Source organism: Pandoraea pneumonica (assembly GCF_049918595.1).
GTDB lineage: Bacteria > Pseudomonadota > Gammaproteobacteria > Burkholderiales > Burkholderiaceae > Pandoraea > Pandoraea pneumonica_A.
In genome coordinates, this window is record NZ_JBNCRZ010000003.1 from 390,555 (window position 1) to 417,072 (window position 26,518).

Here is a 26,518-nt window from a genome sequence, read left to right on the forward strand (position 1 = left end):
AAAAAGCCCGTTTCGCTTGTCAGCAAAACGGGCTCGAAATCCATCTGTCTAGGCCTCGCTTTAGCTGTTTCGGGGATGTTCCCCCACGTCCGCAAGCTGAAATCAAATCGACGTGAGATGCAGTGTAGCACGTTGGGCGGCACCGAGGAAAATCCCCCGCGCCACCCTCGCCTTACAGGCCGAGTTGCGCGCCGCGCGGCTCGTTTTCGTCGCCTTCGCCACCATCACCGGCATCGCGTTCAACCGGTGCCTTCGGCGCCTTGCGCTGCTGCTCCAGACGGTTCAAGTACTCCGGCGTGATGTCGCCCGTGATGTAGTTGCCGTCGAAACACGACGCATCGAAATCGGTCAGCGCCGGGTTGATGTCCTTCACGGCGGACTTCATGTCCTCGACGTCCTGATAAATCAGCTCGTCGGCACCGATGATGCGCGCCACTTCTTCGTCGCTGCGATCGTGGGCGACCAGTTCGCTACGCGTGGGCATGTCGATGCCGTACACGTTCGGGAATTTCACAGGCGGTGCAGCCGACGCGAAGATCACCTTGCGGGCGCCGGCGTCGCGCGCCATCTGCACGATTTCCTGACTGGTCGTGCCGCGCACGATCGAGTCGTCGACGATCAGCACATTCTTGTCTTTGAATTCAACGCGCATGGCGTTGAGCTTCTGACGCACCGATTTCTTGCGCATCGCCTGACCGGGCATGATGAACGTGCGGCCGACGTAGCGGTTCTTGAAGAACCCTTCGCGATAGTTCAAACCCAGACGCTTGGCGACCTGCATGGCCGCCGGTCGGCTGGAGTCCGGAATCGGCATGACAACGTCGATGTCCTTGTAGTCGATCTCGCGGCGAATCTTTTCGGCCAGATAGTCGCCCATGCGCAGACGCGCATCGTAGACCGCCACGCCATCGAGCACCGAGTCCGGACGCGCCAGATACACGAGCTCGAAAATGCACGGATGCATCGAAGTCGCTTCGGCGCATTGCTGCGACGTCAGCTCGCCATCGTTGCTGATGAAGATCGCTTCGCCCGGCTTGACGTCGCGCTCGAACGCGAAGCCCATGCCTTCAAGTGCCACCGATTCCGATGCCACCATCCACTCCGTGCCGTTCGGGCCTTCGAAGCGGCCGATGCACAGCGGACGGATACCGTTCGGGTCACGGAACGCGAGCAAACCGAAGCCGGAGATGATCGAGACAATCGCGTACGAACCGCGCAAACGGCGATGCACGCCACGCACCGCTTCGAACAGCGACGGCACGCTCAAGCCTTCGAGCGAGCTTTGCTGCAACTCGTGCGCAAGCACGTTGAGCAGCACTTCAGAGTCGGAGGTGGTGTTGATGTGACGGCGGTCGATGCGGAACATCTCGTCCTTGAGCTGTTCCCAGTTCGTCAGGTTGCCGTTGTGCGCGAGCACGATGCCGTAGGGGGCATTGACGTAGAACGGTTGCGCTTGTGCGGCGCTCGACGAGCCGGCCGTCGGGTAGCGCACCTGGCCAATGCCCACGTGACCCGGCAAATCGCGCATGTTGCGCGTGCGGAACACGTCGCGCACCATGCCGTTGCCCTTGTGCATGTAGAACGACTGGCCGTCCGTCGTCGCGATACCGGCGGCGTCCTGGCCGCGATGCTGCAAGAGCAGCAAGCTATCGTAGATGAACTGGTTGACGGGGGACTTGGAGACTACACCGACGATGCCACACATGGCATAAATCCTTCAAAAAACATCGAAATCTGCGTCAAACGAACGGACCGTATTATCCGTCATTCGGTAACCTTGTGCAGGCCAGTGGATGGCGCGGCCGATCCGCCGCTGCGCATGCCCCACCCCTGCTGTATCCCATCGCTCACGCCCGTGCCCGCCGTGCCAGTGCCTGGCGCGCCGAGCATCTCCTGCATCCGGCGGCTGGGTTCCAATTGTGGCAAGGGGATCGGCGTCCCCAGCGAATTCACGCTCGGCACCGCCTCTTCGGGCTTATGAAGGTAGTGCTGCACCGGTTCGGGCAGGTACGGCATCAGGCGCTCGAGCCCCGCTTCGACCCACGGGCGCACCATCGATTGCTGCCACGCCGGTTGCTGCGGCAATGCCGTCAATCTGGCGGCGACTAGCAGCAACATCAAGAGCAACATGCCGCGAACAATACCGAACAACATGCCTAAACCGCGATCGGCCGGGCGCAGCCCGATCAAATCGGTCATCCGCCCCACCAGCGCGCTGACAATACCGGCACCGAACACAACGGCGACGAGCACCACCAGGAAACCGAGCGCGCCTTGCGTCATCTCGCCGCCCGGCAGGTCGGCGGGCAGCCAGTGCGCCACGGTCGGACCGAAGGCGCGCGCCACGAAGAACGCCACCACCCAGCCCACCAGATTGAACAACTCGCGCACCAGGCCGCGCAGCATGCCCAGCACCATCGAGCCGAGCAGAATGGCGATGGCTGCGTAATCCACTACGGTCAACAGACCGCCCTGCGTGAAATTACCCAACTCAACCCGCCTCGGCGACCATGGCCGTCAGACCGGCGTCACGAATCTTCTTGCTTGCCGCTTCGGCGCTGTTCTTGTCGTGGAACGGGCCTGCACGCAACAGGTACAGTTCGCGTCCGTCGACGTTGCCCTTCACCATGTAGCTCGGCACGTTCACGAGCTTGAGCTTGACGAGCCATGCCTGCGCGCGGTCTTGCGTCGAAAACGCACCGATGCGCACCAAATACTTGCCATTGCCCGCAGGTGCGGCCGCTTTGGTCTGGGTGTCGTGATTGGCTGCCGGTTTGGCAGCGTTGTTGTTCTGCGCGAACTGGGCGATCGGGTCGGCCGCGTTCGGGTCAGGCTTGTTGGCTGCCTTGGGCGCCTCATGCGATTCGCCAGGCTTGGCCGCAGGCTTCGCTTCGGCGTGCTGCTCAGGCTTCTTCACCTCGGGCTTCACTTCCGGCTTGGTCTCGGGCTTGGCTTGTGCGACAGGCGGCGTGACAGGTACCACCGAGGCCGCCGGGGCGGGTGACGACGGCGGCACGCCCGTCGGTGCCGGGGGCACCGCAGCCGCGGTCGACTGTGCCGAAGACGGCTTGTTCGTGCCAGTTGCGCTGTTCGAATTGCTCGAACCGCTATTCGCGAGCGAATTGCTGTCGACGGTTTCTTCGCCCTTGTCGAGCGACGCATCGGTCGACGTTGCCGCGGCTTGCGGCTTCACGCGCACGGGCGGCGAATTGGCATCTTTACCGGGAATCTGAATCGCGATGTCGTCGGCAGCCGGTTTGGGTTCGGGCGCCAGCACCATCGGCAGGATGATGACGGCCGCGAGCACCAACGCAAGCGCGCCCACCAGACGGCGGCGCGCGCGTTGCTTCTCGGGCAGCAGCGGGTCGAGTTGCTCGTGCTCGCTGTATTCGCCCCCTCCCGCCGTACGGCTGCCGGTGCGGCCGCTTTTGCGGCTACCGCGCTTCGGGGAAACGGCTTCGGCGTCTTTCTTGCGGAAGGAAAACAATCCCATAGGCCCTTGGCTCAGGTCGTAACTCGCGTCGTTGGACTGATCATCGCGCATCTGGTGCATCCTGCGCATGACATTTCTCGTAAGAAAATGTCACGGCGATGACACCGTCAGGCGTCAGTGGCGCTGCAATTTGCGGTGCGACATCACACCCGCCACCGTAAAGAACGATCCAAAAACCACAATTCTATCATTCTCCCCGCACTGCTCGAGCGCGGCGGCATAGGCTTTCTCAGGGGATTCGAAGGTTTCGACCGAATGATCGGCATCTTCGACAAACCCCACCGCCCGCAGCTTCTCTTCAAGCACCTGCGCACTCGCTGCACGCGGGGTCGGCAAGCCGCACAGACGCCAGTGATCGACCTTGTCGACCAGATGCCGCAGCACGCCTTCGATATCCTTGTCGGCCATCGCGCCGAACACGGCGTAGGTGTACGGAAAGAACCCCATGCCATCGAGGTTGTGCCCCAGTGCGGCTGCCGCATGCGGGTTGTGCGCAACATCGAGCACCACGGCCGGACGCCCCGGCAGCACCTGAAAACGTCCCGGCAATTCGACCGACGCGAGTCCCAGACGAATGTCTTGTGCCGACACCGGCAGCTCGGCACGCATCGATTCGAGCGCCGCCAATGCAGCCGATGCGTTGAGCAACTGATTGGCACCGCGCAGCGCCGGATACGCCAGCGCCGGGCGTCGCATATTGCGCCCTGCGTAGCTCCACTGCTGCTTGTCGCCCTGATAATTGAAGTCGCGCCCGAATTGCCACAGATCGGCACCGATGCGCTCCGCTTCCGCGGCCAGCGTGGCAGGCGGCATCGGATCGCCGCAAACGGCCGGTTTGCCTGCGCGGAAGATACCGGCCTTTTCGATCGCGATCGCTTCGCGGGTGTTGCCCAGATATTCGGCGTGATCGATATCGATGCTCGTGATGACGGCGCAATCGGCATCGATGATGTTCACGGCGTCGAGGCGACCACCCAGCCCCACTTCGAGAATCACCGCATCGAGTCCGGCCGTCGCGAACATTTGCATGATCGCGAGCGTGGTGAATTCGAAATACGTGAGCGAAACCGGTTCGTCGAAGCTATTGCGAGCGCGCTCCACCGCTTCGAAATGCGGCAGCAGCGTCGCGTCGTCGACGATCTCGCCGTTGATGCGCGCGCGCTCGTTGAAGGTGAGCAAGTGCGGCGACGTGTGGCACCCGACGCGGTAACCCGCCGAGAGCAGAATCGCTTCGAGAATGGCGCAGGTCGAGCCTTTACCGTTCGTGCCGCCCACGGTGAAGACAGGACAAGGAAATTTCAGACCGAGGGCCTCTTTCACGCGCCCGATGCGCGTGAGCCCCATGTCGATGCCCACAGGGTGAGCGGTTTCCAGATGGGCGAGCCAGGCGTCGAGAGTGGAGTATGTCGGCATGAATGTGCGGGCAGAAAAACAAAACGCGGACGAAACGTCCGCGCTTGCGATCCTGCGAAGTAATGCATGAGGCGCTAAGTGACACTTTGCGTGGCACCGCGTGGCGTGGCGCCATTTTACGCCGATGCGCGCGCCTTTGGGGCGGCTTACCGCTCATCGGCGCGTCATGGCGCAGCGCTGCATGCTTGGTCACAGGCAGCGCTGCCATCGGTGCGCCTCAGGCGACGGCGTCAGCCGGCTGGCACTGCATCAGTGCGATCAGGCGTGCGATTTCTTCGCGCATCTTGCGACGGTCGACGATCATGTCGATCGCGCCCTTTTGCAGCAGGAACTCCGAACGCTGGAAGCCTTCCGGCAGCTTCTCGCGCACGGTTTGCTCGATCACGCGCGGACCGGCGAAGCCGATCAGTGCCTTCGGCTCGGCGATGACCACGTCGCCGAGGAACGCGAAGCTTGCCGACACGCCACCCGTGGTCGGGTCGGTCAGCACCGAGATGTACGGCAGCTTGGCATTGGCCAGCTTCGTGAGCATCGCGGTCGTCTTGGCCATCTGCATGAGCGAGAGCAGGCTTTCCTGCATACGCGCACCGCCCGAAGCGGCAATGCTGATGAACGGCACACCTTGCTCCAGCGCGTTTTGCGCGCCGCGTGCGAAGCGCTCGCCGACCACCGAGCCCATCGTGCCCGCCATGAAGGCGAACTCGAAGCAAGCGACCACGACCGGCAGCGTGTGGATCGCACCGCCCATCACCACCATGGCGTCGGTTTCACCCGTGTCGTCCATGGCTTCCTTGATACGGTCCGGGTACTTGCGGCTGTCCTTGAACTTCAGCGGGTCGACCGGCACGATTTCCTGACCCAGCTCGTAGCGGCCTTCCGGATCGAGCAGCGCGTCAAGACGGGCGCGTGCGCCGATGCGCATGTGATGGTCGCACTTCGGGCAGACATGCAGATTGGCTTCCACGTCGTTGCGATACAGCACAGCCTCGCACGACGGGCACTTGATCCACAGCCCTTCCGGGATGCTCTTGTTGCGCTGCGTCGGATCGGTTTGCTTGATCTTCGGGGGCAGCAGCTTATCGAGCCAGCTCATAGTTTCTCCTTGGCAAACGCCCGCCCCAACAGGGACGGGCGTCTCAGCGGTCTGACGACCGTTTCAATTCAGCGTTTCACCGGCACACGCCAGCAGCGTATTTACGCTGCTTTCAGGCCCTCGTCGAGCGCCTGGCGGATTTCGCCGACGAATTCAGCCAGCGATTTTACCGCGTTCTGGCCCTCCAGATCACGCGGCGTGTTTTCCAGCCGTTGCACGATGGCACTGCCGATCACCACAGCATCGGCCACGCTGGCAATTGTGCGGGCCGTTTCAGCGTCGCGAATGCCGAAACCCACGCCCACCGGCAGCGGTGCCACCGCCTTGATTTCGGGGATTTTCGACGCCACGCTGCCCAGATCGATGCTCGCCGCACCCGTCACGCCCTTGAGCGAGACGTAGTACAGATAGCCGCTCGCCTGCTTGGCCACGGCGGCAATGCGCGCGTCGGTCGACGTCGGGGCGAGCAGGAAGATCGGATCGATCTTGCGCGCACGCATGGCACCGGCGTATTCCTCGGCTTCCTCGGGCGGGTAGTCGACGACGAGCACGCCATCCACGCCAGCGGCTGCCGCACGTTCGGCAAACGCTTCGAGGCCCATGGCTTCGATCGGATTGGCATAGCCCATCAGCACAACGGGGGTGTGGTCGTTGGTCTGGCGGAAGGCGGCCACGTAGCCGAGCACTTCGGCCAGGCTCACGCCACGCGCGAGCGCGCGCTCGGAGGCGCGTTGAATCACGGGGCCGTCGGCCATCGGGTCGGAGAACGGCACGCCGAGTTCGATGACGTCGGCGCCGTTATCGGCCAGTGCATGCATCAGTTTGACCGTCCAGCCCGGCTCGGGGTCGCCGGCGGTGATGAACGGAATGAGGCCCTTCTTACCCTGCGCTTGCAAGGCTTGGAACGTCGCTTGAATGCGGGACATGATCGGAAAGTCTCTGAAGTCGTTGGTTAGCGAGCGCGTGGTAGTGCGCGTTCAGCTCGTAGCCGACAAAACGCCGGCCGTGCAGCGCGCAGGCCACGGCAGTCGTGCCGCTGCCCATGAACGGGTCGAGCACGAGACCGCCGGGCGGGCAACTCGCCAGCACCATGCGCTCGATGATATGCAGCGGTTTCTGCGTCGGATGATCGACGCGTTCGGGGTCTTGCCGGTGCAATCGCGAGATGGACCACAGATCCTTCGGGTTGTAACCGAGTTCCAGCCACTTGCTGCCCTCGAAGATACGGCGCGAGCGCGCCTTCTTCGTGGCGGCGTCGTACGGCACGCGCACGGCATCGAGGTCGAAGTAATAGTCCTTCGAAATCGCGAAAAAGCCGATGTTGTCGTGCACCGACGAAAACCGCCGCGTGCTGCCGCCCATGCTCGGTACGCGGCGATCCCAGATGATCTCGTTGATCATCAGCATGCGCTGCTTGAGGAACACGAACAGCTCGGGCGCGTATTGCCACGTGCAGAACAGATACAGCGAGCCGCGCGGCGCGAGTTTCGGAATCGCCGCTTCGAGCCAGCCGTACGTCCAGCCGAGGAAGTCCTCGCCCGAACGCTTGTCGGAATCGTTGCCGTAATCCTTGCCGAGCCCATACGGCGGGTCGGCCAGAATCAGGTCGACGGACCCGTCGGCCAGTTCATGCACGTGTTGCAGGAAGTCGGCATGACGCAACGCAATGTCGCCCGGCGCCCAGCGTGCACGAAGCTCGCCGGCCGCCTCCATAGCTTCGAGACGCGCAGCCGCGGCTTCGGTGGCATCAACAGGACGAGCGGGACGCGCAGTCCCGAGGACGTCATTTTGTGCCTCGCCCTGAGCGATGGTCTCTTGCGGCGGCGCGTTGCGGTCGGTCATGCGGGTTCTGGTTACCTGTCGGATCGGTGGAGTCTCGCGGCGCCGCTTAGGCGTCGCTGGCCGGTTTGGCCAATGCCATCACGGTGTGCATATCCTTGTCGCCCCGGCCGGAGAGATTGACCAGAACGATCTGGTCTTTGCTCAGCGTGGGGGCCAGCTTGCATGCATATGCGAGGGCGTGGCTCGACTCCAATGCCGGGATGATGCCTTCGATCCGGCAGCAGTCATGGAACGCCTTGAGGGCTTCGTTATCGGTGATGCCCACGTATTCGGCGCGGTGGATATCGTGCAGCCAAGCGTGCTCGGGGCCGACGCCCGGGTAATCCAGACCGGCCGAGATCGAATGCGTCTCGGTGATCTGGCCGTTGGCGTCTTGCAGCAGATACGTGCGGTTGCCGTGCAGCACGCCGGGCGTGCCGCCGATGATCGATGCGGCATGACGGCCGGTCTCGATCCCGTCGCCCGCCGCTTCCACGCCCACGAGCTTCACATCGGGCAGGTCGATATACGGGTAGAAGATGCCCATGGCGTTCGAGCCGCCACCGACGCAAGCCAGCACGTAGTCCGGCTGACGGCCGGCGAGCTCGGGCATCTGCACCTTGCATTCGTCGCCGATCACGCGCTGGAAGTCGCGCACGAGCATCGGGTACGGGTGCGGGCCAGCCACGGTGCCGATGATGTAGAACGTGCTTTCGACGTTCGTCACCCAGTCGCGCATGGCTTCGTTCAAAGCATCTTTGAGTGTCTTCGAACCGGATTCCACCGGCACGACGGTCGCGCCCAGCAGTTGCATGCGATACACGTTGGCGGCCTGACGCTTGACGTCTTCCGCGCCCATGTACACCACGCATTCCATGCCGAAACGGGCGGCGATGGTGGCCGTAGCGACGCCGTGCTGACCGGCACCGGTCTCGGCGATCACGCGGCGCTTGCCCATGCGTCGGGCGAGCAACGCCTGACCGATCACGTTGTTCACCTTGTGCGCGCCGGTGTGGTTCAGGTCTTCACGCTTCAGATAGACCTGTGCACCGCCCAGCTCGCTGCTCCAGCGCTTGGCGTGATAAATCGGCGACGGACGGCCGACGTAGTGCTTCAGTTCGTAATTGAATTCTTCGAGGAAGGCGGGATCGTGCTGGTACTTGGCGTACGCCTCACGCAGCTCGTCGAGCGCGTGAATCAGCGTCTCGGCCACAAACACACCGCCGTATTGGCCGAAATGGCCACGGGCATCGGGTAAATCGTACATGGTCGTCACTCTTCGCAGAACCGGGTGCGCGCCCCTTGCGGGCGCTCCGGCAGGTTGCTATTCGGCGTCGGCAGCACGCACTGCGTGCACGAACGCCGTCATACGGGCGGGATCCTTCACGCCCCGCGACGCTTCTACACCGCTCGACACGTCGACGGCGTACGGCGTCACTAGGCGGATTGCCTCAGCAACGTTGTGTGCGTTCAAGCCACCACTCAAAACGGCCCGACGCGCGATGTCTTTTGGAATAAGTGACCAATCGAAAACCTTTCCCCCGCCCCCGTAGCCCTCCACGAGGGCGTCGAGCAAGATACCTTGCGCGGTGGCGTATGCGTTTGCGAATTGTAGCAAATCGCTACCGCTTTTCGTCTCCGGGCCGATACGCATAGCGCGCGTGTACGGACGATGCCCGGCGGCGGCCGACAACGCCTCGCAAACTTCCGGGCTCTCGTCGCCATGAAACTGCAACGTGGTGAGCGGCACCGCCTCGACGGTACGTGCCACTTCATCCGCCGTAGCGTTCACGAACAACCCCACCACGCTCACGTACGGCGGCACGCGCCGTGCTAATTCGGCAGCACGGGCAAGGTCCACATAGCGCGGGCTCGGCGGGTAAAACACAAGGCCGATCGCGTCGACGCCGAGCGCGACCGCGTGGTCGACGTCCGCCGGTTGCGAAAGGCCGCAAATCTTGATTCGGGTACGGGATGTCATGAAGGAGTTCCGTCTTGCGCCCAAGGCATCGGGAAAGGCCATGCGGCCCAATTGGGTTCGGGCACCGAGAAGCGCTCAGGATACCCCACGCGCGCGAGATACAAGCCATCCGGCATGAACGTCGGCGCGGCCTGACGGCGGTCGCGGCTCTCGAGCACCTCGGCCATCCAGTTCGCCGACTGACGGCCGCGGCCAATCGCCACCAGACATCCCATGATGTTGCGCACCATGTGATGCAGGAAAGCGCTCGCGCGGAACCGGAACACGAAGAAATTCCCCTGCTGCTCGATATCGATGGCGTACAGATGCTTCACCGGCGTTTTGGCCTGACATTCGGACGAGCGGAACGCCGAGAAGTCGTGCTCGCCCACCAGCGCCTGACCGGCCGTACGCATCGCGTCAAGGTCGAGCGGCGTGTGCAGCCAGCCGCAGCGACCTTCGAGCAGCGGTGCGCGCACCGGATGCGAGTAAAGCACGTAGAAGTACGTGCGCTCGAAGGCGGTAAAGCGGGCGTGGAAGTCGTCGGGCATCGCTTGCGCCCACTGCACGGCCACCGTTTTCGGCAAAAACGCGTTCACGCCGCGTACCCACGAGAACATGGCACGGTCGAGATCGGTGTCGAAGTGCACCACTTGCCCGATGCCGTGCACGCCCGTATCCGTGCGCCCAGCCACGGTCGTCGGTAGCGCCACCCCGCCGAACTCGCGCAAGGCGGCTTCGAGCGCCTGCTGCACGGTATTGCCGTGCGGCTGCGATTGCCAGCCGGAGAACGCCGTCCCGTCGTAATGGATGCCCAGTGCGATTCGCATATCTGATGCCTGATCTGCTGCCAGATCTGTTGCTGAAGCGTGCCGAAACGGCACGCCTGCCTGAAAAGAAAAACGGGCGCCCAACCAACGAGCGCCCCAAACTACGGTCAACCTGCGGTGTGTTCGCCGGCCAGTGCCGGCATCACGATGTCGTGCTCGCGGCGCGTCTCATCGGAGATAGCGCCGCCTTCATTACTTGCCCAACTCGGCCAAACGGGTGCGTGCCACCGACTGCTGCGCAGCGTCACCTCCGGCGATCACTTCTTCGAGCAACTCGCGCGCGCCTTCGTCGTCGCCAATCGTCTGGTAAGCCGCCGCCAATTCGAGTTTCGTATGGAACTCGTCGGGCACGTCCAGTTCGGCCAGTTGCGATGGGTTGGCGATGGGCACGGCGGCCGGTGCGGCCGTCGGTGCCGACGCCGATGTTGCCGCGGCAGCAGCGACGGCGGCTTCGAATTCGTCAGCCACCGGCGCTTCCATTTTCGTCTCCACCTGCTCGAGCGGCGGCGTTTGCGGCAGCGCTTGCGGCGCCGCGTGCGGCGCGTAGCCCGTCGATGGTGTCGGCTGTGCGAAGGCGTCGTGCTCGACCAGCGCTTCGTCGCCCGTGGCAGCGGGCAACGTCGGCGCGCTGACAAATGCCGGAGCGATGGTCGTCGCCGAAGCGTCGTCACCCTTCAAGTCGAGACTGAAATCCGACAGATCGAACGACAGCGGCTTGAGCGACGGCGCATCGTGCGCGGCATCGGTGTAGCCACGCGAAGCTTCGGGCGTGGCCGCCGCCTGAAGCGCCGCATCGAAATCGGCGTCACTCAGTTCACCATCGTCAGCATCGAAGTCGCCCTGATCGCCAGACGGCGCATGGATATTCGCCTCACCTTCCTGCGGTGCCATCGTGAACTGCACCGACCCGATACCGCGCGAGAGGGAAGGCAGCGCGTCGCTCGCAATCGTGCCGACGTGCGCGGGCTGGCCCGGCAACCCGAGATCCAGATCGCCCAGCATGCCTGCCACGCCATTTTGCGGCACGGCTTCGGCATCGGTTGCGCCTTCCGCCTCGATGGCCGGTTCAACAGGCGCATGCGCGCCAGCGTGTGCCGCTGCAGCAACGCCGCCTACGGCAGCCGCTGCGCCCAGCGTTTCGAGCGCCGACAGGCTGGCGTCAGCCTTCTCGTCGTTCGTGGTCGTTGCCGCAGGCACTTCACCCGCCTGCTCGGCAAACGCGTCGTCCCAGTTGATTTCCGGCTCGCTGGTGGCCTCAACCACGGGCGCCGTGGGTTCGGGTTCGCTGGCAGTTTCAACTGCCGTCGGCGCATCGACGGACGCTTCGTGCGCGGTATGCGCCAATTCGTCCGTCAGATGTTCTTGCTCGGCATCCCACTCGCCGGGCAGCGCGGCACCGGCGACGGTAGCGTCGGCATGCTCGGCTTCCAGCTCGGCAACGCCTTCCGCGGGCTCAGCCCACGTGTCGTCGGCTGTCGGGTGTAAATGTTCGTCGGCTTCGGCCTGATGCGCGGCATACATGGCTGCGGCGCCCGCAGCGCCAGCCGCTACGGCGGCGCCCGTGGCAACACCAACGGCCGTCGACCCGCCTTGCGACAACTGCGGCTCCGCGCCCGGCTGCCCTTGCGGACCATCGTGCGGCGTACCGCGTCCGTCATGACCATCGTCGTACGGACCGTCCTGACCGACCGGCGGCTCGGCTCGGCGGCGGCGCATCATCCACCACAGGCCCAGCAACACCACCAGAATGCCCGCGCCCGGTAACACATACGGGTTGTCGCGCACGGCACGCCAGTTCATCGCGGCGTTCGGCGTCGGCTTGGTTTCGGCAGCGGCTGCGCTGGCGGCTTGCGTCGCGGACGCTGCCGCTTCGCTGGCGACCACGGCTTGCGCGGCAGCGTCGGAGGCCGTCGCCGCTTGGGCTTGTGCGTCCGATGCACTGCCCGCAGCAGCGGCCGATGCCGCATCAGCGCCTGATGCCGTCGCAGCCGCCCCTGCGGCCTGATTCGCCGCATTAGCGGCCGGTTTCGCCCCCTTGGCGGTGGCGGTGTCGCGCCCCTTGGCGGTATTCGCTGGCTTGTCTTGTGCGCTCGCCCCGGAAGCGGCGGCGGCTTGCTCCTCCAGATTGGCGACCGCTTGATTCTTCATCGCCAACAACTTCTGGAGATCTGCTACGTTCTTCTGCAACTCATTCACCCTGCCCTGAGCCTCGGTCTGCGCCTTGCCCTGAGCGATTTGTTCTTCTTCGCCGTTGCCAGCCTTGCCGGCACCGCGCCCCTTACCGGGTCGCGACAGCTTCAATTCATCACGCGCGGCGGGGGCCGCAGCCTGTGGCGCTTTCCCCGCTTCAATCGCACCCTGCGCACTGCGGCTATTGGCCGGTGCGGTTTGCTGAGCCGTCGATTCGGCCAGCCGCGCGCGATACGCATCAAACTGTTCCCGCGCCGCCGACACGAACTTGCGTGCCTGCGCTGGCGGGACTTCCTGAACTTGTGCATCGGTCGGTCGCGCGAGCGTCGCGCCCTGACGCAACCGATTGGGATCGTTGCCGATAAACGCCGAGCGGTTCGACTCGAACAACGCCGTCATCATCTGCGCGAGCGTCGTGCCGCCCTCGCCGCCGGTGAATTCACGAGCGATCGACGACAGCGAATCGCCGCGCTCCACCGTCCGTGCGCCTTCACCTGAGGTGTTCGACGCGCCCGCCGGTTTGGCGTTAGCCGCATTGGCTGCGCGCGCAGGCGTGCCGCCCGCCGATTTCCCCGCCCCGGCCGAACCCGACGCACCGCTCTGCTCCGCTTGCGCGGGCGCAGCCGTGGGTGCAGGTGCACTCGACGGTGCCGCCGCGGGCACAACGGCCTGCGGCTGTGCAGCAGTGGCTTCGGGAATCGCCGAGAGGGTCACGGCATTGGACTGTCGGCCAGTGCGCCATTCGAGCACCAGCAACAAATCGAGGAACGAGGTATTGATCGGCTCGGCCGAATCGACATGTACGAGGTACGTGCCGCTATAACCCGGCTCGCGACCGCCCGTCGGAGAGACGGAGACGGAAAGCTTCTCGAGCGTCGGGTCGTAGCGCAGCCCGGCTTGTCGGAACGCATCGCGTCCGGCCAGCTTCACTGACAAACCATCTGCCTCAGCCTGCGAAACATTCCCCAGCACGATCACCGCTCGCAGCGGTTGCCCGGCGGCGGAGCGCACTTGTTGCGGACCGAACTCGGCCGCGCCGGCGTTGAGGAGCCCGAGGCTCCACAAGACGGCCGCCGCCGCAGTCAATCGAAACGATTTGCGGGACGTAGTGGACGAGTGGGACGAGGTTGCGCGCTTGCCGATGGAGTATTTCCGCACTGTGTCTTATCAAGCCTGTCAGCGTGTTTGTCACTGGCCGCCCCGCAAGCTGCAAGGGGCGCCTCCCAAAGCGCGGACGGCGGCCTCGCGGGCCGCCGTTCTTCACGCCTTACCGATGCTCTGTAACGCTCAAGCGTCCAGCAGGATCCGCAGCATACGACGCAGCGGTTCTGCCGCACCCCACAGGAGCTGATCGCCCACCGTGAAGGCCGACAAATACTCCGGACCCATCGACATCTTGCGCAGGCGGCCGACCGGAATCGACATCGTGCCGGTCACGGCCGCAGGCGTCAAATCCTTCATCGACGCTTCGCGGGTGTTCGGCACGACCTTCACCCAGTCGTTCGCCTGACCGATGATGTCGGTCAGTTCATCTAACGGCACATCCTTCGTAAGCTTGATGGTCAGTGCCTGGCTGTGGCAACGCATCGCACCGATACGCACGCACAGGCCGTCGACCGGAATTTCACGCGTGCCCGGGAAGCCGTCGCCAAGACCCAGAATCTTGTTGGTCTCGGCACCGCCCTTCCACTCTTCCTTCGACTGACCGTTGCCCAGATCTTTGTCGATCCAAGGAATCAGGTTGCCGCCCAGCGGCACGCCAAATTGCTTGGTTTCGTCGGCCGTCAGGGCGTGCTGCTTCGCCAGCACCTTACGGTCGATTTCGAGAATGGCCGCATGCGGATCGTCGAGCAGCGACTTGACTTCGGCGTTGATGCTGCCGAATTGCGTGAGCAGCTCGCGCATGTGTTGCGCACCGCCACCCGACGCTGCCTGATACGTCATCGACGTCAGCCAGTCGACCAGACCGTGCTGGAACAGGCCACCCAGGCCCATCAGCATGCAGCTCACCGTGCAGTTGCCGCCGATGAAGTTCTTGGTGCCCTTGGTGAGCGAATTCTTGATCACGTCGAGATTGACCGGATCGAGCACGATGATGGCATCGTCCTTCATGCGCAGCGTCGACGCCGCGTCGATCCAATAGCCGTTCCAACCCGCAGCGCGCAGCTTCGGGAAGATCTCTGTTGTGTAATCACCGCCCTGGCAGGTAATGATGATGTCGCATTTTTTCAGCTCGTCGACATCATTGGCGTCTTTCAGCGAAGTCTCGTTCTTCGCCATCGACGGGGCTTTGCCGCCCGCGTTGCTGGTGCTGAAAAACACCGGCTCGATCAAAGCAAAGTCGTTCTCCTGTTGCATGCGCTGCATCAGGACCGAACCGACCATGCCCCGCCAACCTACCAGACCTACGGTTTTCATTTATCCACTCTCTTATCGTTGCAATTGCGCCGAGGGGCGTCTCACGACGCCCCGTCAACGTTATAGCGCGGCAACTACCGCCGCGCCCATTTCGCGCGTACCGACCTTGGTCGCGCCCTCCTGCCAGATATCGGGCGTGCGCAACCCTTGCGCCAGCACCTTCTTCACTGCGGTCTCCACGCGGTCGGCCTGTTCAGCCTTACCCAACGTGTAGCGCAGCATCATGGCAGCCGACAGGATCGTGGCCAACGGATTGGCCACACCCTTGCCGGCGATGTCGGGAGCCGAACCGTGCGACGGCTCGTACAACCCCTTGTTATTGGCATCCAGCGATGCCGACGGCAGCATACCGATCGAACCGGTCAGCATCGCCGCTTCGTCCGACAGGATATCGCCGAACATGTTACCCGTCACCACCACGTCGAAGTTCTTCGGTGCCTTGACCAGTTGCATGGCGGCGTTGTCGACGTACATATGCGACAACTCGACTTCCGGGTACTGCTTCGCCACTTCGATCATCGTGTCGCGCCAGAGCTGCGACGTCTCGAGCACGTTGGCCTTGTCGACCGAGCACAAACGCTTGTCGCGCTTGGCCGCCGCCTGAAACGCGACGTGCGCGATGCGCTCCACTTCCGGCACGCTATAGCGCATGGTATCAAAACCTTCGCGCGCACCTTCGAAAGCGCCATCCGGCGATTGGCGGAAACCCTTCGGCTGACCGAAGTAGATATCGCCGTTCAGCTCGCGAATGATCAGGATATCGAGACCTGCCACGATTTCCGGCTTCAGGCTCGATGCGTCGGCCAGTTCCTTGTACAGAATGGCCGGACGGAAGTTGGCGAACAGCTGCAAATGCTTGCGCAGGCCCAGAATCGCTTGCTCGGGGCGCAGTGCACGCTCCAGCGAATCATACTTCCAGTCGCCCACGGCGCCAAACAGGATGGCGTCCGCTTCTTTGGCCAGCTTGAGCGTGGCTTCCGGCAGCGGGTGGCCCGACGCCTCGTAACCGGCACCGCCAACGGGCGCTTCTTCCAACTCGAACGTCTCGCCAAGTGCATTCAGCACGTTGACGGCTTCCTTCACGATTTCCGGACCAATGCCGTCACCCGGCAACACTGCGATTTTCATGCGATCTCCTAGGGGGTGCGGGGCTCAGCCCGGCAGGCGAGTCGAGAGCCACGGCTGCTTGGCAAGCCGCTCGGCTTCATACGCGCGAATCTTGTCGGCGTGACGCAGCGTCAGGCCGATGTCGTCGAAACCGTTCATCAGGCAGTACTTGCGGAACGGTGCGATATCGAATTCGTAACCACGGCCATCGGGCGTGATCACCGCCTGCTTGTCGAGGTCGATGGTCAACTGATAGCCGGTAAATGCGGCCGTCTCGTTGAACAGGTGATCGACCTGCAACTCGGACAGCGCGATCGGCAGCAGCCCATTCTTGTAGCAGTTGTTGAAGAAGATATCGGCGAAGCTCGACGCAATCACGGCGCGAAAGCCGTATTGCTGCAAGGCCCACGGGGCGTGCTCACGCGAGCTGCCGCAGCCGAAGTTCTTGCGTGCAAGCAGAATCGTCGAGCCTTGGTAGCGCGGCTGATTCAGCACGAAGTTCGTGTTAAGCGGACGCGTGCTGCAATCCTGCCCCGGCTCACCCACATCGAGATAACGCCATTCGTCGAACAGGTTCTGGCCAAAGCCCGTGCGCTTGATCGACTTCAAAAATTGCTTGGGGATGATCGCGTCGGTATCGACGTTCTCGCGATCGAGCGGTGCCACCAACCCCGTATGGACGGTAAATTTTTCCATCACAAACCACCTGATTCAATCAGTTCGGCGGTAGCGGCACCTGCGCAGTTGAGTGCAGGGTAATGGCCGCTAACGCCGGAATCTCAAAGGTGCCCGCCACGGGATCGAAACCCGCGCGACGCGCACCGTCGCATCACTTCTTCGCCGCGTTCTCGAGCGCCGAGCCAGCCGCCTGCGTATCTTTGCCCAGGCCGGCCATCGTGTTGCAACCCGCAACACCCAGCAGCAGCACCGCACCGATCAGCATCCACAGTTTCTTCATGGTTTTATCTCTTTAAAAGAAAGTGTCAAACGACGGATAAATCGATGCTCTGCCCTTAAACCAGGCGGCGCACGTCGACGAAATGACCTTCGATGGCAGCCGCTGCCGCCATGGCCGGGCTCACCAGGTGCGTACGACCACCTGCGCCCTGACGGCCTTCGAAGTTACGATTCGAGGTCGATGCGCAACGCTCGCCCGGCTCCAGACGGTCGGCGTTCATCGCCAGACACATCGAGCAACCCGGCTCGCGCCATTCGAAGCCGGCGGCCTTGAAGACCTGATCCAGCCCTTCCTGTTCGGCTTGATGCTTCACCAGACCGGAGCCCGGCACCACCATCGCCAGACGCACGTTCGATGCCACACGGCGGCCCAGCTTCTTCACCACGTAGGCCGCAGCGCGAATGTCTTCGATGCGCGAGTTGGTGCACGAACCGATGAACACCTTGTCGACGTTGATGCTCGACATCGGCGTATCCGGCGTGAGCGCCATGTACTCGAGCGCGCGCTCCATGGCGCTGCGCTTGACCGGGTCTTTTTCCTTCTCCGGGTCCGGCACGCGGTCGTCGATGCTGACCACCATTTCCGGCGACGTGCCCCAGCTCACTTGCGGGCGGAGGTCGGCGGCATTGATCTCGACAACGTGATCGAACTTCGCACCCGGGTCGGTGTGGAACGTGCGCCAGTAGGCTTCAGCCTGCTGGAATTCCACGCCGCTCGGCGAGAACGGACGGCCCTTCACGTAGTTGATCGTCGTGTCGTCCACGCCGACCAGACCGGCGCGGGCGCCGGCTTCGATCGCCATATTGCACACGGTCATACGGCCTTCCATCGTCAGCGAGCGAATGGCCGAACCCGCGAACTCGATCGTGTAGCCAGTGCCGCCTGCGGTACCGATCTTGCCGATCACGGCGAGCACGATGTCCTTGGCGGAACAGCCGCGCGGCAGCGTGCCTTCGACCTTCACGAGCATGTTCTTGCTCTTCTTCATGAGCAGCGTCTGCGTGGCGAGCGTGTGCTCGACTTCCGACGTGCCGATGCCGAAGGCCAGCGCCCCGAAGGCGCCATGCGTCGACGTGTGCGAGTCGCCGCACACCACCGTCATGCCGGGCAGCGTGGCGCCCTGCTCAGGGCCGATCACGTGCACGATGCCCTGACGGAGATCGTTCATCTTGAATTGGGTAATGCCGAAGCTGTCGCAATTGCTATCGAGCGTGTCGACTTGCAAACGCGAAATCGGGTCGGCGATGCCTTGCGTGCGGTCGGTGGTCGGCACGTTGTGGTCGGAGACCGCAAGGTTGGCCGAGAGACGCCAGACCGGACGCTGCGCGAGTTTTAGCCCCTCGAACGCCTGCGGACTGGTCACCTCATGCAGCAGGTGACGGTCGATGTAGAGCACCGTGGTGCCATCGTCCTCGGTATGCACGACGTGTGCATCCCACAACTTGTCATACAGCGTCTGGGCCATGATAAAAACGCGGGGCGAAATATCGTTCTGGGAACAAAAATCGTTCTGGGAACTTTTGATTATGCCATAGCGCTTTCGCGCCGGCGGAATACGAAATCCCCGGGAAACCGGGCGGTAAACGCACGATCAACCGGGGATTTGTGCGAATCACGGCAGCGTGTGCCGTGGATTCGAATATAGCGCAACGAGGGCTCGTTGCGGGCCGCACCGCCTTGCCGTTTCGGCAAGGTTGCGGTGCCGGCACGGCAAGCGGGGGCCGTGCCGGAGGCTTCGACGCGCTTAGCGCTTGTCGATGGCCACGACTTCGCGCGGCGTGTGGCCGATGAACAGCTGACGCGGACGGCCAATCTTCTGGTCCGGCTCGCCGATCATCTCGTTCCACTGCGCGATCCAGCCCACGGTACGGGCCAGCGCGAAGATGCAGGTGAACATCGACGTCGGGATACCCAGTGCGCGTTGAACGATACCCGAGTAGAAGTCGACGTTCGGGTACAGCTTGCGCGACACGAAGTATTCGTCTTCCAGGGCGATCTTTTCGAGCTGCATGGCCAGCTTGAACAGCGGATCGTCGTGCAGGCCCAGTTCGTTGAGCACTTCGTAGCACGTTTCGCGCATCAGCTTGGCACGCGGATCGTAGTTCTTGTACACGCGGTGACCGAAGCCCATCAGCTTGACGCCCGAGTTCTTGTCCTTCACTTGCTTGATGAACTCAGGAATCTTGTCCGGCGAACCGATCTGCTCGAGCATGTTGAGCGCGGCTTCGTTCGCACCACCGTGCGCCGGGCCCCACAGACAGGCGATACCGGCAGCGATACAGGCGAACGGGTTAGCGCCCGACGAACCGGCCAGACGCACGGTCGAGGTCGAAGCGTTTTGTTCGTGATCGGCGTGCAGGATCAGGATACGGTCGAGGGCGCGCACCAGCACGTCGTTGACCTTGTACTCTTCGCACGGGTTCGCGAACATCATGCGCATGAAGTTCGCGCTGTACGACAGGTCGTTGCGCGGGTACACGAACGGCTGACCGATGCTGTACTTGTACGCCATGGCGACGAGCGTCGGCAGCTTGGCGATCAAGCGAATCGCCGAGACTTCGCGGTGATTCGGGTTATTGATGTCCAGCGAGTCGTGGTAGAACGCCGACAGGGCGCCGACCGAACCGGTCAGCACAGCCATCGGGTGCGCGTCACGGCGGAAGCCACGGAAGAAGAAATTCATCTGCTCGTGAACCATCGTGTGACGGGTCACGGTCTCGACGAACTCGGCCTTCTGTTGCGCGCTCGGCAGTTCGCCCTTGAGCAACAGGTACGAGGTCTCGAGGAAGTCGCAGTTGGTGGCCAACTGTTCGATCGGGTAGCCGCGGTACAGCAGCTCGCCCTTGTCGCCATCGATGTAAGTGATGGCGGAATTGCACGACGCCGTCGACATAAAGCCCGGGTCATACGTGAATTTGCCGGTCTGGCCGTACAGCTTACGGATGTCGATCACATCCGGACCCATCGTACCCTTATAAATCGGCAGCTCTACGCTGGGCGATTCATCGGAGAAAGATAGGGTGGCTTTAACATCAGACGGAGTCATATCGCTTCCTCAAAAAAATACTTAAACCCCTACACGGCACGCAGAAGCGCCAGCAGGCGCTGCACGTCCGGCCCGTCCAGATCCGCCTCGGGCTCTTTACGCGCTAGCAGCAGATCCATCAAATCGTTGTCGCTCAAATCGAGCAGCCTGGTCAGGGCGCCGACGTCCTCATCGGTCATCGAGGCTTCGTACTTGGCGAAGAACCGTTCGAGGATGAGGTCGTTTTCCAGCAAGCCGCGACGTGCCCGCCAACGCAGGCGGGCACGCTTGACCGGATCAGACTGGTGAGTAGTGTCCGGCATGATCAATGATTAGACGGCGCGACGCACCATCAACTCCTTGATCTTACCGATGGCCTTCGTCGGGTTCAGACCCTTCGGGCACACGTCCACACAGTTCATGATGGTGTGGCAGCGGAACAGTCGGTACGGGTCTTCCAGGTTGTCCAGACGCTCGCTCGTCGCCGTATCGCGGCTATCCGCGATGAAGCGATACGCTTGCAGCAGGCCAGCCGGGCCGACGAACTTGTCCGGGTTCCACCAGAAGCTCGGGCACGACGTCGAGCACGATGCGCACAGAATACACTCGTACAAGCCATCGAGCTCATCACGCTGTTCGGGCGACTGAAGGCGCTCCTTCTCCGGTGCCGGCTCGGGGTTGATCAGGTACGGCTTGATCGAGTGGTACTGGTTGAAGAAGTGCGTCATGTCGACGATCAGGTCGCGAATGACGGGCAGGCCCGGCAGCGGCTTCAGAACGATCTTGTTCGGCAGATCCTTCATGTTGGTCAGGCAGGCCAGACCATTCTTGCCGTTGATGTTCATCGCGTCCGAACCGCACACGCCTTCACGGCACGAGCGGCGGAAGGCGATGCCTTCATCGATCTTCTTGAGCTTGACCAATGCGTCGAGCAGCATGCGCTCGTGACCGTCGAGTTCGACCTCGTAGGTCTGCATGTACGGTGCGGCGTCCTTGTCCGGATCGTAGCGGTAGACTTCGAAAATGCGTTTCATGATCTTGCGAATCCCTTAGAACGTCCGCGCCTTGGGCGGAACCGAGTCGACGGTCAGCGGCTTGAGTTGCACCGGCTTGTAATCCAGACGATTGCCTTCGCTGAAGAACAGCGAGTGGCGCATCCAGTTAGCGTCGTCGCGTTCCGGATAATCGCTGTGCGCGTGTGCGCCACGGCTTTCCTTACGGGCTTCGGCTGCGATCATGGTGGCCTTGGCCACTTCGATCAGGTTGTCGACTTCCAGCGCTTCCATACGCGCCGTGTTGAACACCTTCGACTTGTCCTTCAGGTGGACGTGCGAGACGCGCTCGGCCACTTGCAGAATCTCGCCCACACCTTCCTTGAGCAGGTCGGCGGTACGGAACACGCCAGCGTGCTTCTGCATGGTCGCGCGGATGTCGTTGGCGATGTCTTGTGCGTACTCGCCCGAGCTCGAGCCATCGAGACGGCCCAGACGTGCCAAGGCGTTCTCGCCGGCGTCGGCGGGCAGCGGCTTGTGGTCGCCGTGATTCTTCACGAAGTCGACGATGTGGTTACCGGCCGCACGGCCGAACACCACCAGGTCGAGCAGCGAGTTCGTGCCCAGACGGTTTGCACCGTGGACCGACACGCACGAGCATTCGCCCACAGCGTAGAAGCCGTTGACCGGCACCGAGCTGCCTTCCTTCTGCACCACGACCTGGCCGTGGTAGTTCGTCGGAATACCACCCATCTGATAGTGGATGGTCGGCACGACCGGGATCGGTTCCTTGATCGCGTCGACGTTGGCGAACTTCAGCGCGATTTCGCGGATCGACGGCAGACGCTTCATGATCGTCTCGGCACCGATGTGCGAGAGGTCGAGCAGCACGTAGTCGCCGTTCGGGCCGCAACCACGGCCTTCCTTGATTTCCTGGTCCATCGAACGCGACACGAAGTCACGCGGCGCCAGGTCCTTCAGCGTCGGGGCATAGCGTTCCATGAAACGCTCGCCGTTCGAGTTGCGCAGAATACCGCCTTCGCCGCGCACACCTTCGGTAATCAGCACGCCCGCGCCGGCCACGCCGGTCGGGTGGAATTGCCAGAATTCCATGTCTTCGAGCGGAATGCCCGCACGCGCTGCCATCCCCAGACCGTCGCCGGTGTTGATGAACGCGTTGGTCGAGGCGGCGTACACACGGCCGGCACCGCCGGTCGCGAACAACGTGCACTTGGCTTCGAGCAGGTAGACTTCGCCGGTTTCGAGTTCCAATGCCGACACGCCGAGGACATCGCCCTCTTCGTTACGGATCAGATCGAGCGCCATCCACTCTACGAAGAAGTGGGTCTTGGCGGCGACGTTTTGCTGATACAGCGTGTGCAGCAGCGCGTGACCAGTACGGTCGGCAGCTGCGCAAGCGCGCTGAACCGGCTTCTCGCCGTAGTTGGCCGTGTGGCCGCCGAACGGGCGCTGATAAATCGTGCCATCCGGGTTACGGTCGAACGGCATGCCGAAGTGTTCGAGCTCGTACACGGCGTTCGGTGCCTGACGGCACATGAACTCGATCGCATCTTGGTCGCCGAGCCAGTCGGAGCCCTTGATGGTGTCGTAGAAGTGGTAGTGCCAGTTGTCTTCGCTCATGTTGCCGAGCGAAGCGCCGATGCCGCCCTGGGCAGCAACGGTATGCGAACGGGTGGGGAACACCTTGGACAGCACGGCCACCGACAGACCGGCCTTGGCCAGTTGCAGCGACGCACGCATGCCCGAACCACCTGCGCCCACGATGACAACGTCAAAGCGGCGGCGCGGCAGCGAATTTTTAATTGCAGCCATTCTTTACACTCTCCACAGAATCTGCGCGGCGTAGCCGGCACAAGCCAGCAGCCAGACGATCGTCAGCGCGTACAGCGCCAGTCGCACACCGACCGGCTTGACGTAGTCCATCCACACGTCGCGCACACCGACCCACGCGTGATAGAACAGCGCGAGCAGCGTAACGAACGTGGCCAGCTTCATCCACTGATGCGAGAAGATGCCAGCCCAGCCTTCGTAGGAGAAATCCTTGGCGAGGAAGAACCACACCAGCAGGATCACGGTGTACACGGCCATGATGACCGCGGTCATGCGCTGCGCAATCCAGTCGCGCAGCCCGTAGTGGGCGCCGACGACCAGGCGCTTGGAACCGATATTGTTCTGTGCCATCTTAGAACGCTCCGAACAGCTTGAGGGCGACGGCCAGCGTCAGCACGAGCGACACGACCATCACGACCACGGCCGAGTTCTTGCCGCCTTCTTTGCTCACGGCGTCGTGGTTGAAGTCCATGCGCAGGTGGCGCACGCCAGCACAGAAGTGCTGCAAGAAGCCCCACGACAGCGCAAGGATGACGAGCTTGGCAAACCAGTTGGAGGCGATGCTTCGCAGAACGTCGAAGCTGAGTTCCGATGTCAGGCTCTGTTCGAACAAATACAGTGCGAACGGCAACAACAGGAACAAGATCACACCGCTAATACGGTGCAGGATAGACACGATACCAGCCAGCGGGAGACGGTACGTGACAATCTGTCCGATACCGATATTCCTGTAGACTGGCCGCTCTTTTTTTACCACTTCAGCCATGCTAGACCCCATGTAGTTACATCAGCCCCGGATTTTAGCGCCGTTTCTAGTGCGTTGCACCATCACGGTTCCCAATGACCCGGAAATTCCCTGCCAACGGCGCACGACACGCCGCCCCTCATGCCTCCGGCCATCGGGCATTCGCCGGCCACGACGCCAGCCAATCCCCTCGACCGCCCTACCCTCTCAACTTAATTCGTTCTGGTAATGATGTTCCGTGGTGACATACCAACCCCGGCGCACTTCCACCGGTTTGTCTCCGTAAGTGTAGGAGACGCGCTCCACACTCAACAGCGGGAATCCCTTCGGCACCTTGAGCAGATCCGCCGTCATGTCGTCTGCGGCCACGGCGCGGACTTTTTCCACGGCGCGAATCATGCGCGTACCGAATTCGTCTTCGAAGAGCCCGTACATCGGCCCCTTGTATTCATTGAGCTTCTCCGCCGTCAGGCCGCGAAACAGCGTGCCCGGCAACCAGATTTCGTCGAGCACCGTGGGACGGTCCGAGAAATCCATCATGCGGCGGATCAGAATCACCCCATCCCCGGCGCGCAGTTCCAATTGGCGCGCAATCTCCGCCGGTGCGCGCATACGGCGGCACTCGATCAGACGACTGGGAGGATGGTGTTGTTCGCCCGAATCGGGCGCGAGACGCAGAAACCGGAATTGCACCCGGTCTTCATGGTGAGTCGCGACAAACGTGCCGCGGCCCTGACGGCGCACGAGCAGGTTTTCGGCCGAAAGCTCATCGATGGCTTTACGTACCGTGCCCTGACTGACCTTGTAACGGCCAGCCAAGTCGACTTCACTGGGAATGATTTCGCCGGGCTTCCATTCGCCGGCTTGCAGGCTCTGTGTAATGAGCCCTTTGATCTGCTGGTACAGCGGACTGAACGTGGGCGACGCGCTTGCCGCAGCCACGCCCGACGGGCCCTGAGGTGCCGGTGCGCCGTCACGCGCGCTGTCCGGCCGCTGCGGGGCATCGACAGGCGGCGTGGTGTTGGATGTGTCGCGAACGTTCGCATTCATGGCGGGGATTTGACCACAAATCAAGACCTTCGTCCATCGAATAACAGCAATAATCCTATGTCTTATATAAGACATAAGATAGAGTTGACATTCAGTGTGGCGACTCCTACACTGGCGCGGGCTAATAGGGGCCTGCGCAGCCGCAGCCCGGCTATCTTATAAGAGAGTCCGGCGCTTCGCACAAATCGCTGGCAGCACACCCCGCAGCCCGCAAGCTTCCGTAGGTCAAGGAATTTTAGAAGCTTCATGTGACGCCGCGCTGTCAGCCTGGCAAAAAGCCACCCGGACGGCGAGCTTATCTTGAGCTTCGCAGGAATTTGTACACGTCTGGAGAGATTCTCATGGCAAAACCCGCAATGCGTGTCGCCGTCACCGGCGCCGCTGGCCAAATCGGCTACTCCCTGCTGTTCCGCATCGCCAATGGCGACATGCTCGGCAAGGATCAGCCCGTCATCCTGCAACTGCTCGACCTCCCGCAAGCTCAAGCCGCCGTTAAGGGCGTCGTGATGGAGCTCGAAGACTGCGCATTCCCGCTGCTCGCCGGCGTGGTGGTGACCGACGATCCGAAGGTCGCCTTCAAGGATGCCGACGTCGCGCTGCTGGTCGGTGCCCGTCCGCGCTCGAAGGGCATGGAACGCAAGGACCTGCTCGAAGCCAACGGCGCTATTTTCACGGTGCAAGGCAAGGCCCTGGACGAAGTCGCCAAGCGTGACGTCAAGGTGCTCGTGGTCGGCAACCCGGCCAACACGAATGCTTACATCGCCATGAAGTCGGCTCCGAATCTGCCGAAGGAAAACTTCACCGCGATGCTGCGTCTGGACCACAACCGTGCCCTGTCGCAAATCGCCGCCAAGACCGGCAAGCCGGTCGCCAGCATCGAAAAGCTGGCCGTGTGGGGCAACCACTCGCCGACGATGTACGCCGACTACCGTTTCGCCACGATCGACGGCCAGAACGTTAAGTCGCTGATCAACGACGACGTGTGGAACAACGACGTGTTCCTGCCGACCGTCGGCAAGCGCGGCGCCGCCATCATCGAAGCTCGTGGTCTGTCGTCGGCTGCTTCGGCTGCCAACGCTGCCATCGACCACATCCATGACTGGGTGCTGGGCACGAACGGCAAGTGGGTCACGATGGGTATCCCGTCGGACGGCTCGTACGGTATTCCGGAAGACGTCATCTACGGCGTGCCGGTCACCTGCGAAAACGGCAAGTACAAGCGTGTGGAAGGCCTCGAAATCGACGCCTACTCGCGCGAAAAGATGAACATCACGCTCAACGAGTTGGAAGAAGAGCGTGCTGGCGTAGCACATCTGCTGGGCTAATCCCCTCGGAGACCTCGGCCCCAAGCGCTGCCACAAGCATCGCGGGGGGCCGAAACAGCGCCGGCGGCACACCCCCATGTCGGCGCTACCCTTCCGATTGAAGGATTTTTCCCGAATCGGATAAGCATAAGAACACCCGCAGTCACGACGTTTCGCGTATCTTCACGCCCATCCCCTGGCGTACGAGATCAGCGACTCAGAGAGCGAATTTTTGGCCAAGCGAATGCAAATCCTCAAAGCCGCCGCA

General features: G+C 62.6%; 24 protein-coding genes. 1 reads left to right on the forward strand and 23 read right to left on the reverse strand.

Going from position 1 to position 26,518, the window contains the following annotated elements; all coding sequences use genetic code 11:
• Positions 1-172: 172 nt before the first annotated feature.
• The 23 genes from purF to ACPWR9_RS14395 form a co-directional block, all read right to left on the reverse strand.
• The gene (purF, locus tag ACPWR9_RS14285; RefSeq protein WP_426298595.1) at positions 173-1,705 is read right to left on the reverse strand and encodes an amidophosphoribosyltransferase; all 1,533 of its coding nucleotides are present in this window, start codon (positions 1,703-1,705) and stop codon (positions 173-175) included.
• A gap of 59 nt (positions 1,706-1,764) precedes the next feature.
• Positions 1,765-2,490: a CvpA family protein gene (locus tag ACPWR9_RS14290; RefSeq protein WP_426298597.1), complete on the reverse strand. Its 726-nt coding sequence runs from the start codon at positions 2,488-2,490 to the stop codon at positions 1,765-1,767.
• Position 2,491: 1 nt separating this feature from the next.
• The gene (locus tag ACPWR9_RS14295) at positions 2,492-3,544 is read right to left on the reverse strand and encodes an SPOR domain-containing protein (RefSeq protein ID WP_426298599.1); all 1,053 of its coding nucleotides are present in this window, start codon (positions 3,542-3,544) and stop codon (positions 2,492-2,494) included.
• A gap of 63 nt (positions 3,545-3,607) precedes the next feature.
• Complete coding sequence (gene folC, locus ACPWR9_RS14300) at positions 3,608-4,906, reverse strand: bifunctional tetrahydrofolate synthase/dihydrofolate synthase (RefSeq protein WP_426298601.1); 1,299 nt, start codon at positions 4,904-4,906, stop codon at positions 3,608-3,610.
• Between the two features lie 217 nt (positions 4,907-5,123).
• Positions 5,124-5,999 carry an acetyl-CoA carboxylase, carboxyltransferase subunit beta gene (accD, locus tag ACPWR9_RS14305; RefSeq protein WP_150678697.1) on the reverse strand — a complete coding sequence of 292 codons (876 nt, stop codon included), beginning with the start codon at positions 5,997-5,999 and terminating at the stop codon, positions 5,124-5,126.
• A gap of 101 nt (positions 6,000-6,100) precedes the next feature.
• Positions 6,101-6,925, reverse strand: a complete 825-nt coding sequence (trpA, locus tag ACPWR9_RS14310; RefSeq protein WP_426298603.1) for a tryptophan synthase subunit alpha — start codon at positions 6,923-6,925, stop codon at positions 6,101-6,103.
• Entirely contained in the window at positions 6,879-7,712 is an 834-nt protein-coding gene (locus ACPWR9_RS14315; RefSeq protein ID WP_150679201.1) for a DNA-methyltransferase, read from the reverse strand. Before ACPWR9_RS14315 ends, trpA begins: the two co-directional genes overlap by 47 nt.
• Positions 7,713-7,887: 175 nt before the next feature.
• Positions 7,888-9,087, reverse strand: coding sequence for a tryptophan synthase subunit beta (gene trpB, locus ACPWR9_RS14320; RefSeq protein WP_150678699.1), 1,200 nt, complete (start codon positions 9,085-9,087; stop codon positions 7,888-7,890).
• A gap of 57 nt (positions 9,088-9,144) precedes the next feature.
• Positions 9,145-9,801: a phosphoribosylanthranilate isomerase gene (locus tag ACPWR9_RS14325; RefSeq protein WP_426298605.1), complete on the reverse strand. Its 657-nt coding sequence runs from the start codon at positions 9,799-9,801 to the stop codon at positions 9,145-9,147.
• Positions 9,798-10,610, reverse strand: coding sequence for a tRNA pseudouridine(38-40) synthase TruA (gene truA, locus ACPWR9_RS14330; protein WP_426298607.1), 813 nt, complete (start codon positions 10,608-10,610; stop codon positions 9,798-9,800). Before truA ends, ACPWR9_RS14325 begins: the two co-directional genes overlap by 4 nt.
• 192 nt (positions 10,611-10,802) lie before the next feature.
• Positions 10,803-13,865 carry a FimV/HubP family polar landmark protein gene (locus ACPWR9_RS14335; protein WP_426298609.1) on the reverse strand — a complete coding sequence of 1,021 codons (3,063 nt, stop codon included), beginning with the start codon at positions 13,863-13,865 and terminating at the stop codon, positions 10,803-10,805.
• Positions 13,866-14,087: 222 nt separating this feature from the next.
• Positions 14,088-15,218 (reverse strand): aspartate-semialdehyde dehydrogenase, encoded by a 1,131-nt coding sequence (gene asd / locus ACPWR9_RS14340; protein ID WP_426298611.1) that lies wholly within the window; start codon positions 15,216-15,218, stop codon positions 14,088-14,090.
• Positions 15,219-15,278: 60 nt separating this feature from the next.
• Entirely contained in the window at positions 15,279-16,346 is a 1,068-nt protein-coding gene (leuB, locus tag ACPWR9_RS14345; RefSeq protein ID WP_426298613.1) for a 3-isopropylmalate dehydrogenase, read from the reverse strand.
• 24 nt (positions 16,347-16,370) lie between these two features.
• Entirely contained in the window at positions 16,371-17,021 is a 651-nt protein-coding gene (gene leuD / locus ACPWR9_RS14350; protein WP_426298615.1) for a 3-isopropylmalate dehydratase small subunit, read from the reverse strand.
• Between the two features lie 133 nt (positions 17,022-17,154).
• Positions 17,155-17,283, reverse strand: a complete 129-nt coding sequence (locus ACPWR9_RS14355) for an entericidin A/B family lipoprotein (RefSeq protein ID WP_023596599.1) — start codon at positions 17,281-17,283, stop codon at positions 17,155-17,157.
• 55 nt (positions 17,284-17,338) lie between these two features.
• Complete coding sequence (leuC, locus tag ACPWR9_RS14360) at positions 17,339-18,748, reverse strand: 3-isopropylmalate dehydratase large subunit (protein ID WP_426298617.1); 1,410 nt, start codon at positions 18,746-18,748, stop codon at positions 17,339-17,341.
• A gap of 279 nt (positions 18,749-19,027) precedes the next feature.
• Positions 19,028-20,329, reverse strand: coding sequence for a citrate synthase (gene gltA / locus ACPWR9_RS14365; RefSeq protein WP_426298619.1), 1,302 nt, complete (start codon positions 20,327-20,329; stop codon positions 19,028-19,030).
• A 29-nt stretch (positions 20,330-20,358) separates the two neighbouring features.
• Positions 20,359-20,631, reverse strand: a complete 273-nt coding sequence (locus ACPWR9_RS14370) for a succinate dehydrogenase assembly factor 2 (RefSeq protein ID WP_058379326.1) — start codon at positions 20,629-20,631, stop codon at positions 20,359-20,361.
• A 9-nt stretch (positions 20,632-20,640) separates the two neighbouring features.
• Positions 20,641-21,345: a succinate dehydrogenase iron-sulfur subunit gene (locus ACPWR9_RS14375; protein WP_064675097.1), complete on the reverse strand. Its 705-nt coding sequence runs from the start codon at positions 21,343-21,345 to the stop codon at positions 20,641-20,643.
• A 12-nt stretch (positions 21,346-21,357) separates the two neighbouring features.
• On the reverse strand, positions 21,358-23,133 hold the full coding sequence (gene sdhA, locus ACPWR9_RS14380) for a succinate dehydrogenase flavoprotein subunit (protein ID WP_150678708.1): 1,776 nt from the start codon (positions 23,131-23,133) through the stop codon (positions 21,358-21,360).
• A gap of 3 nt (positions 23,134-23,136) precedes the next feature.
• On the reverse strand, positions 23,137-23,502 hold the full coding sequence (gene sdhD / locus ACPWR9_RS14385) for a succinate dehydrogenase, hydrophobic membrane anchor protein (RefSeq protein WP_150678709.1): 366 nt from the start codon (positions 23,500-23,502) through the stop codon (positions 23,137-23,139).
• Between the two features lies 1 nt (position 23,503).
• Complete coding sequence (gene sdhC / locus ACPWR9_RS14390; RefSeq protein ID WP_426298621.1) at positions 23,504-23,917, reverse strand: succinate dehydrogenase, cytochrome b556 subunit; 414 nt, start codon at positions 23,915-23,917, stop codon at positions 23,504-23,506.
• Positions 23,918-24,103: 186 nt separating this feature from the next.
• A complete protein-coding gene (locus ACPWR9_RS14395) occupies positions 24,104-24,946 on the reverse strand; it encodes a GntR family transcriptional regulator (RefSeq protein WP_426298623.1) in 843 nt (280 codons plus the stop codon).
• A gap of 341 nt (positions 24,947-25,287) precedes the next feature.
• On the opposite strand from ACPWR9_RS14395, the gene ACPWR9_RS14400 reads away from it, so the two are divergent.
• Positions 25,288-26,271 (forward strand): malate dehydrogenase, encoded by a 984-nt coding sequence (locus ACPWR9_RS14400; RefSeq protein WP_039368527.1) that lies wholly within the window; start codon positions 25,288-25,290, stop codon positions 26,269-26,271.
• The last annotated feature ends 247 nt before the right edge of the window (positions 26,272-26,518 follow it).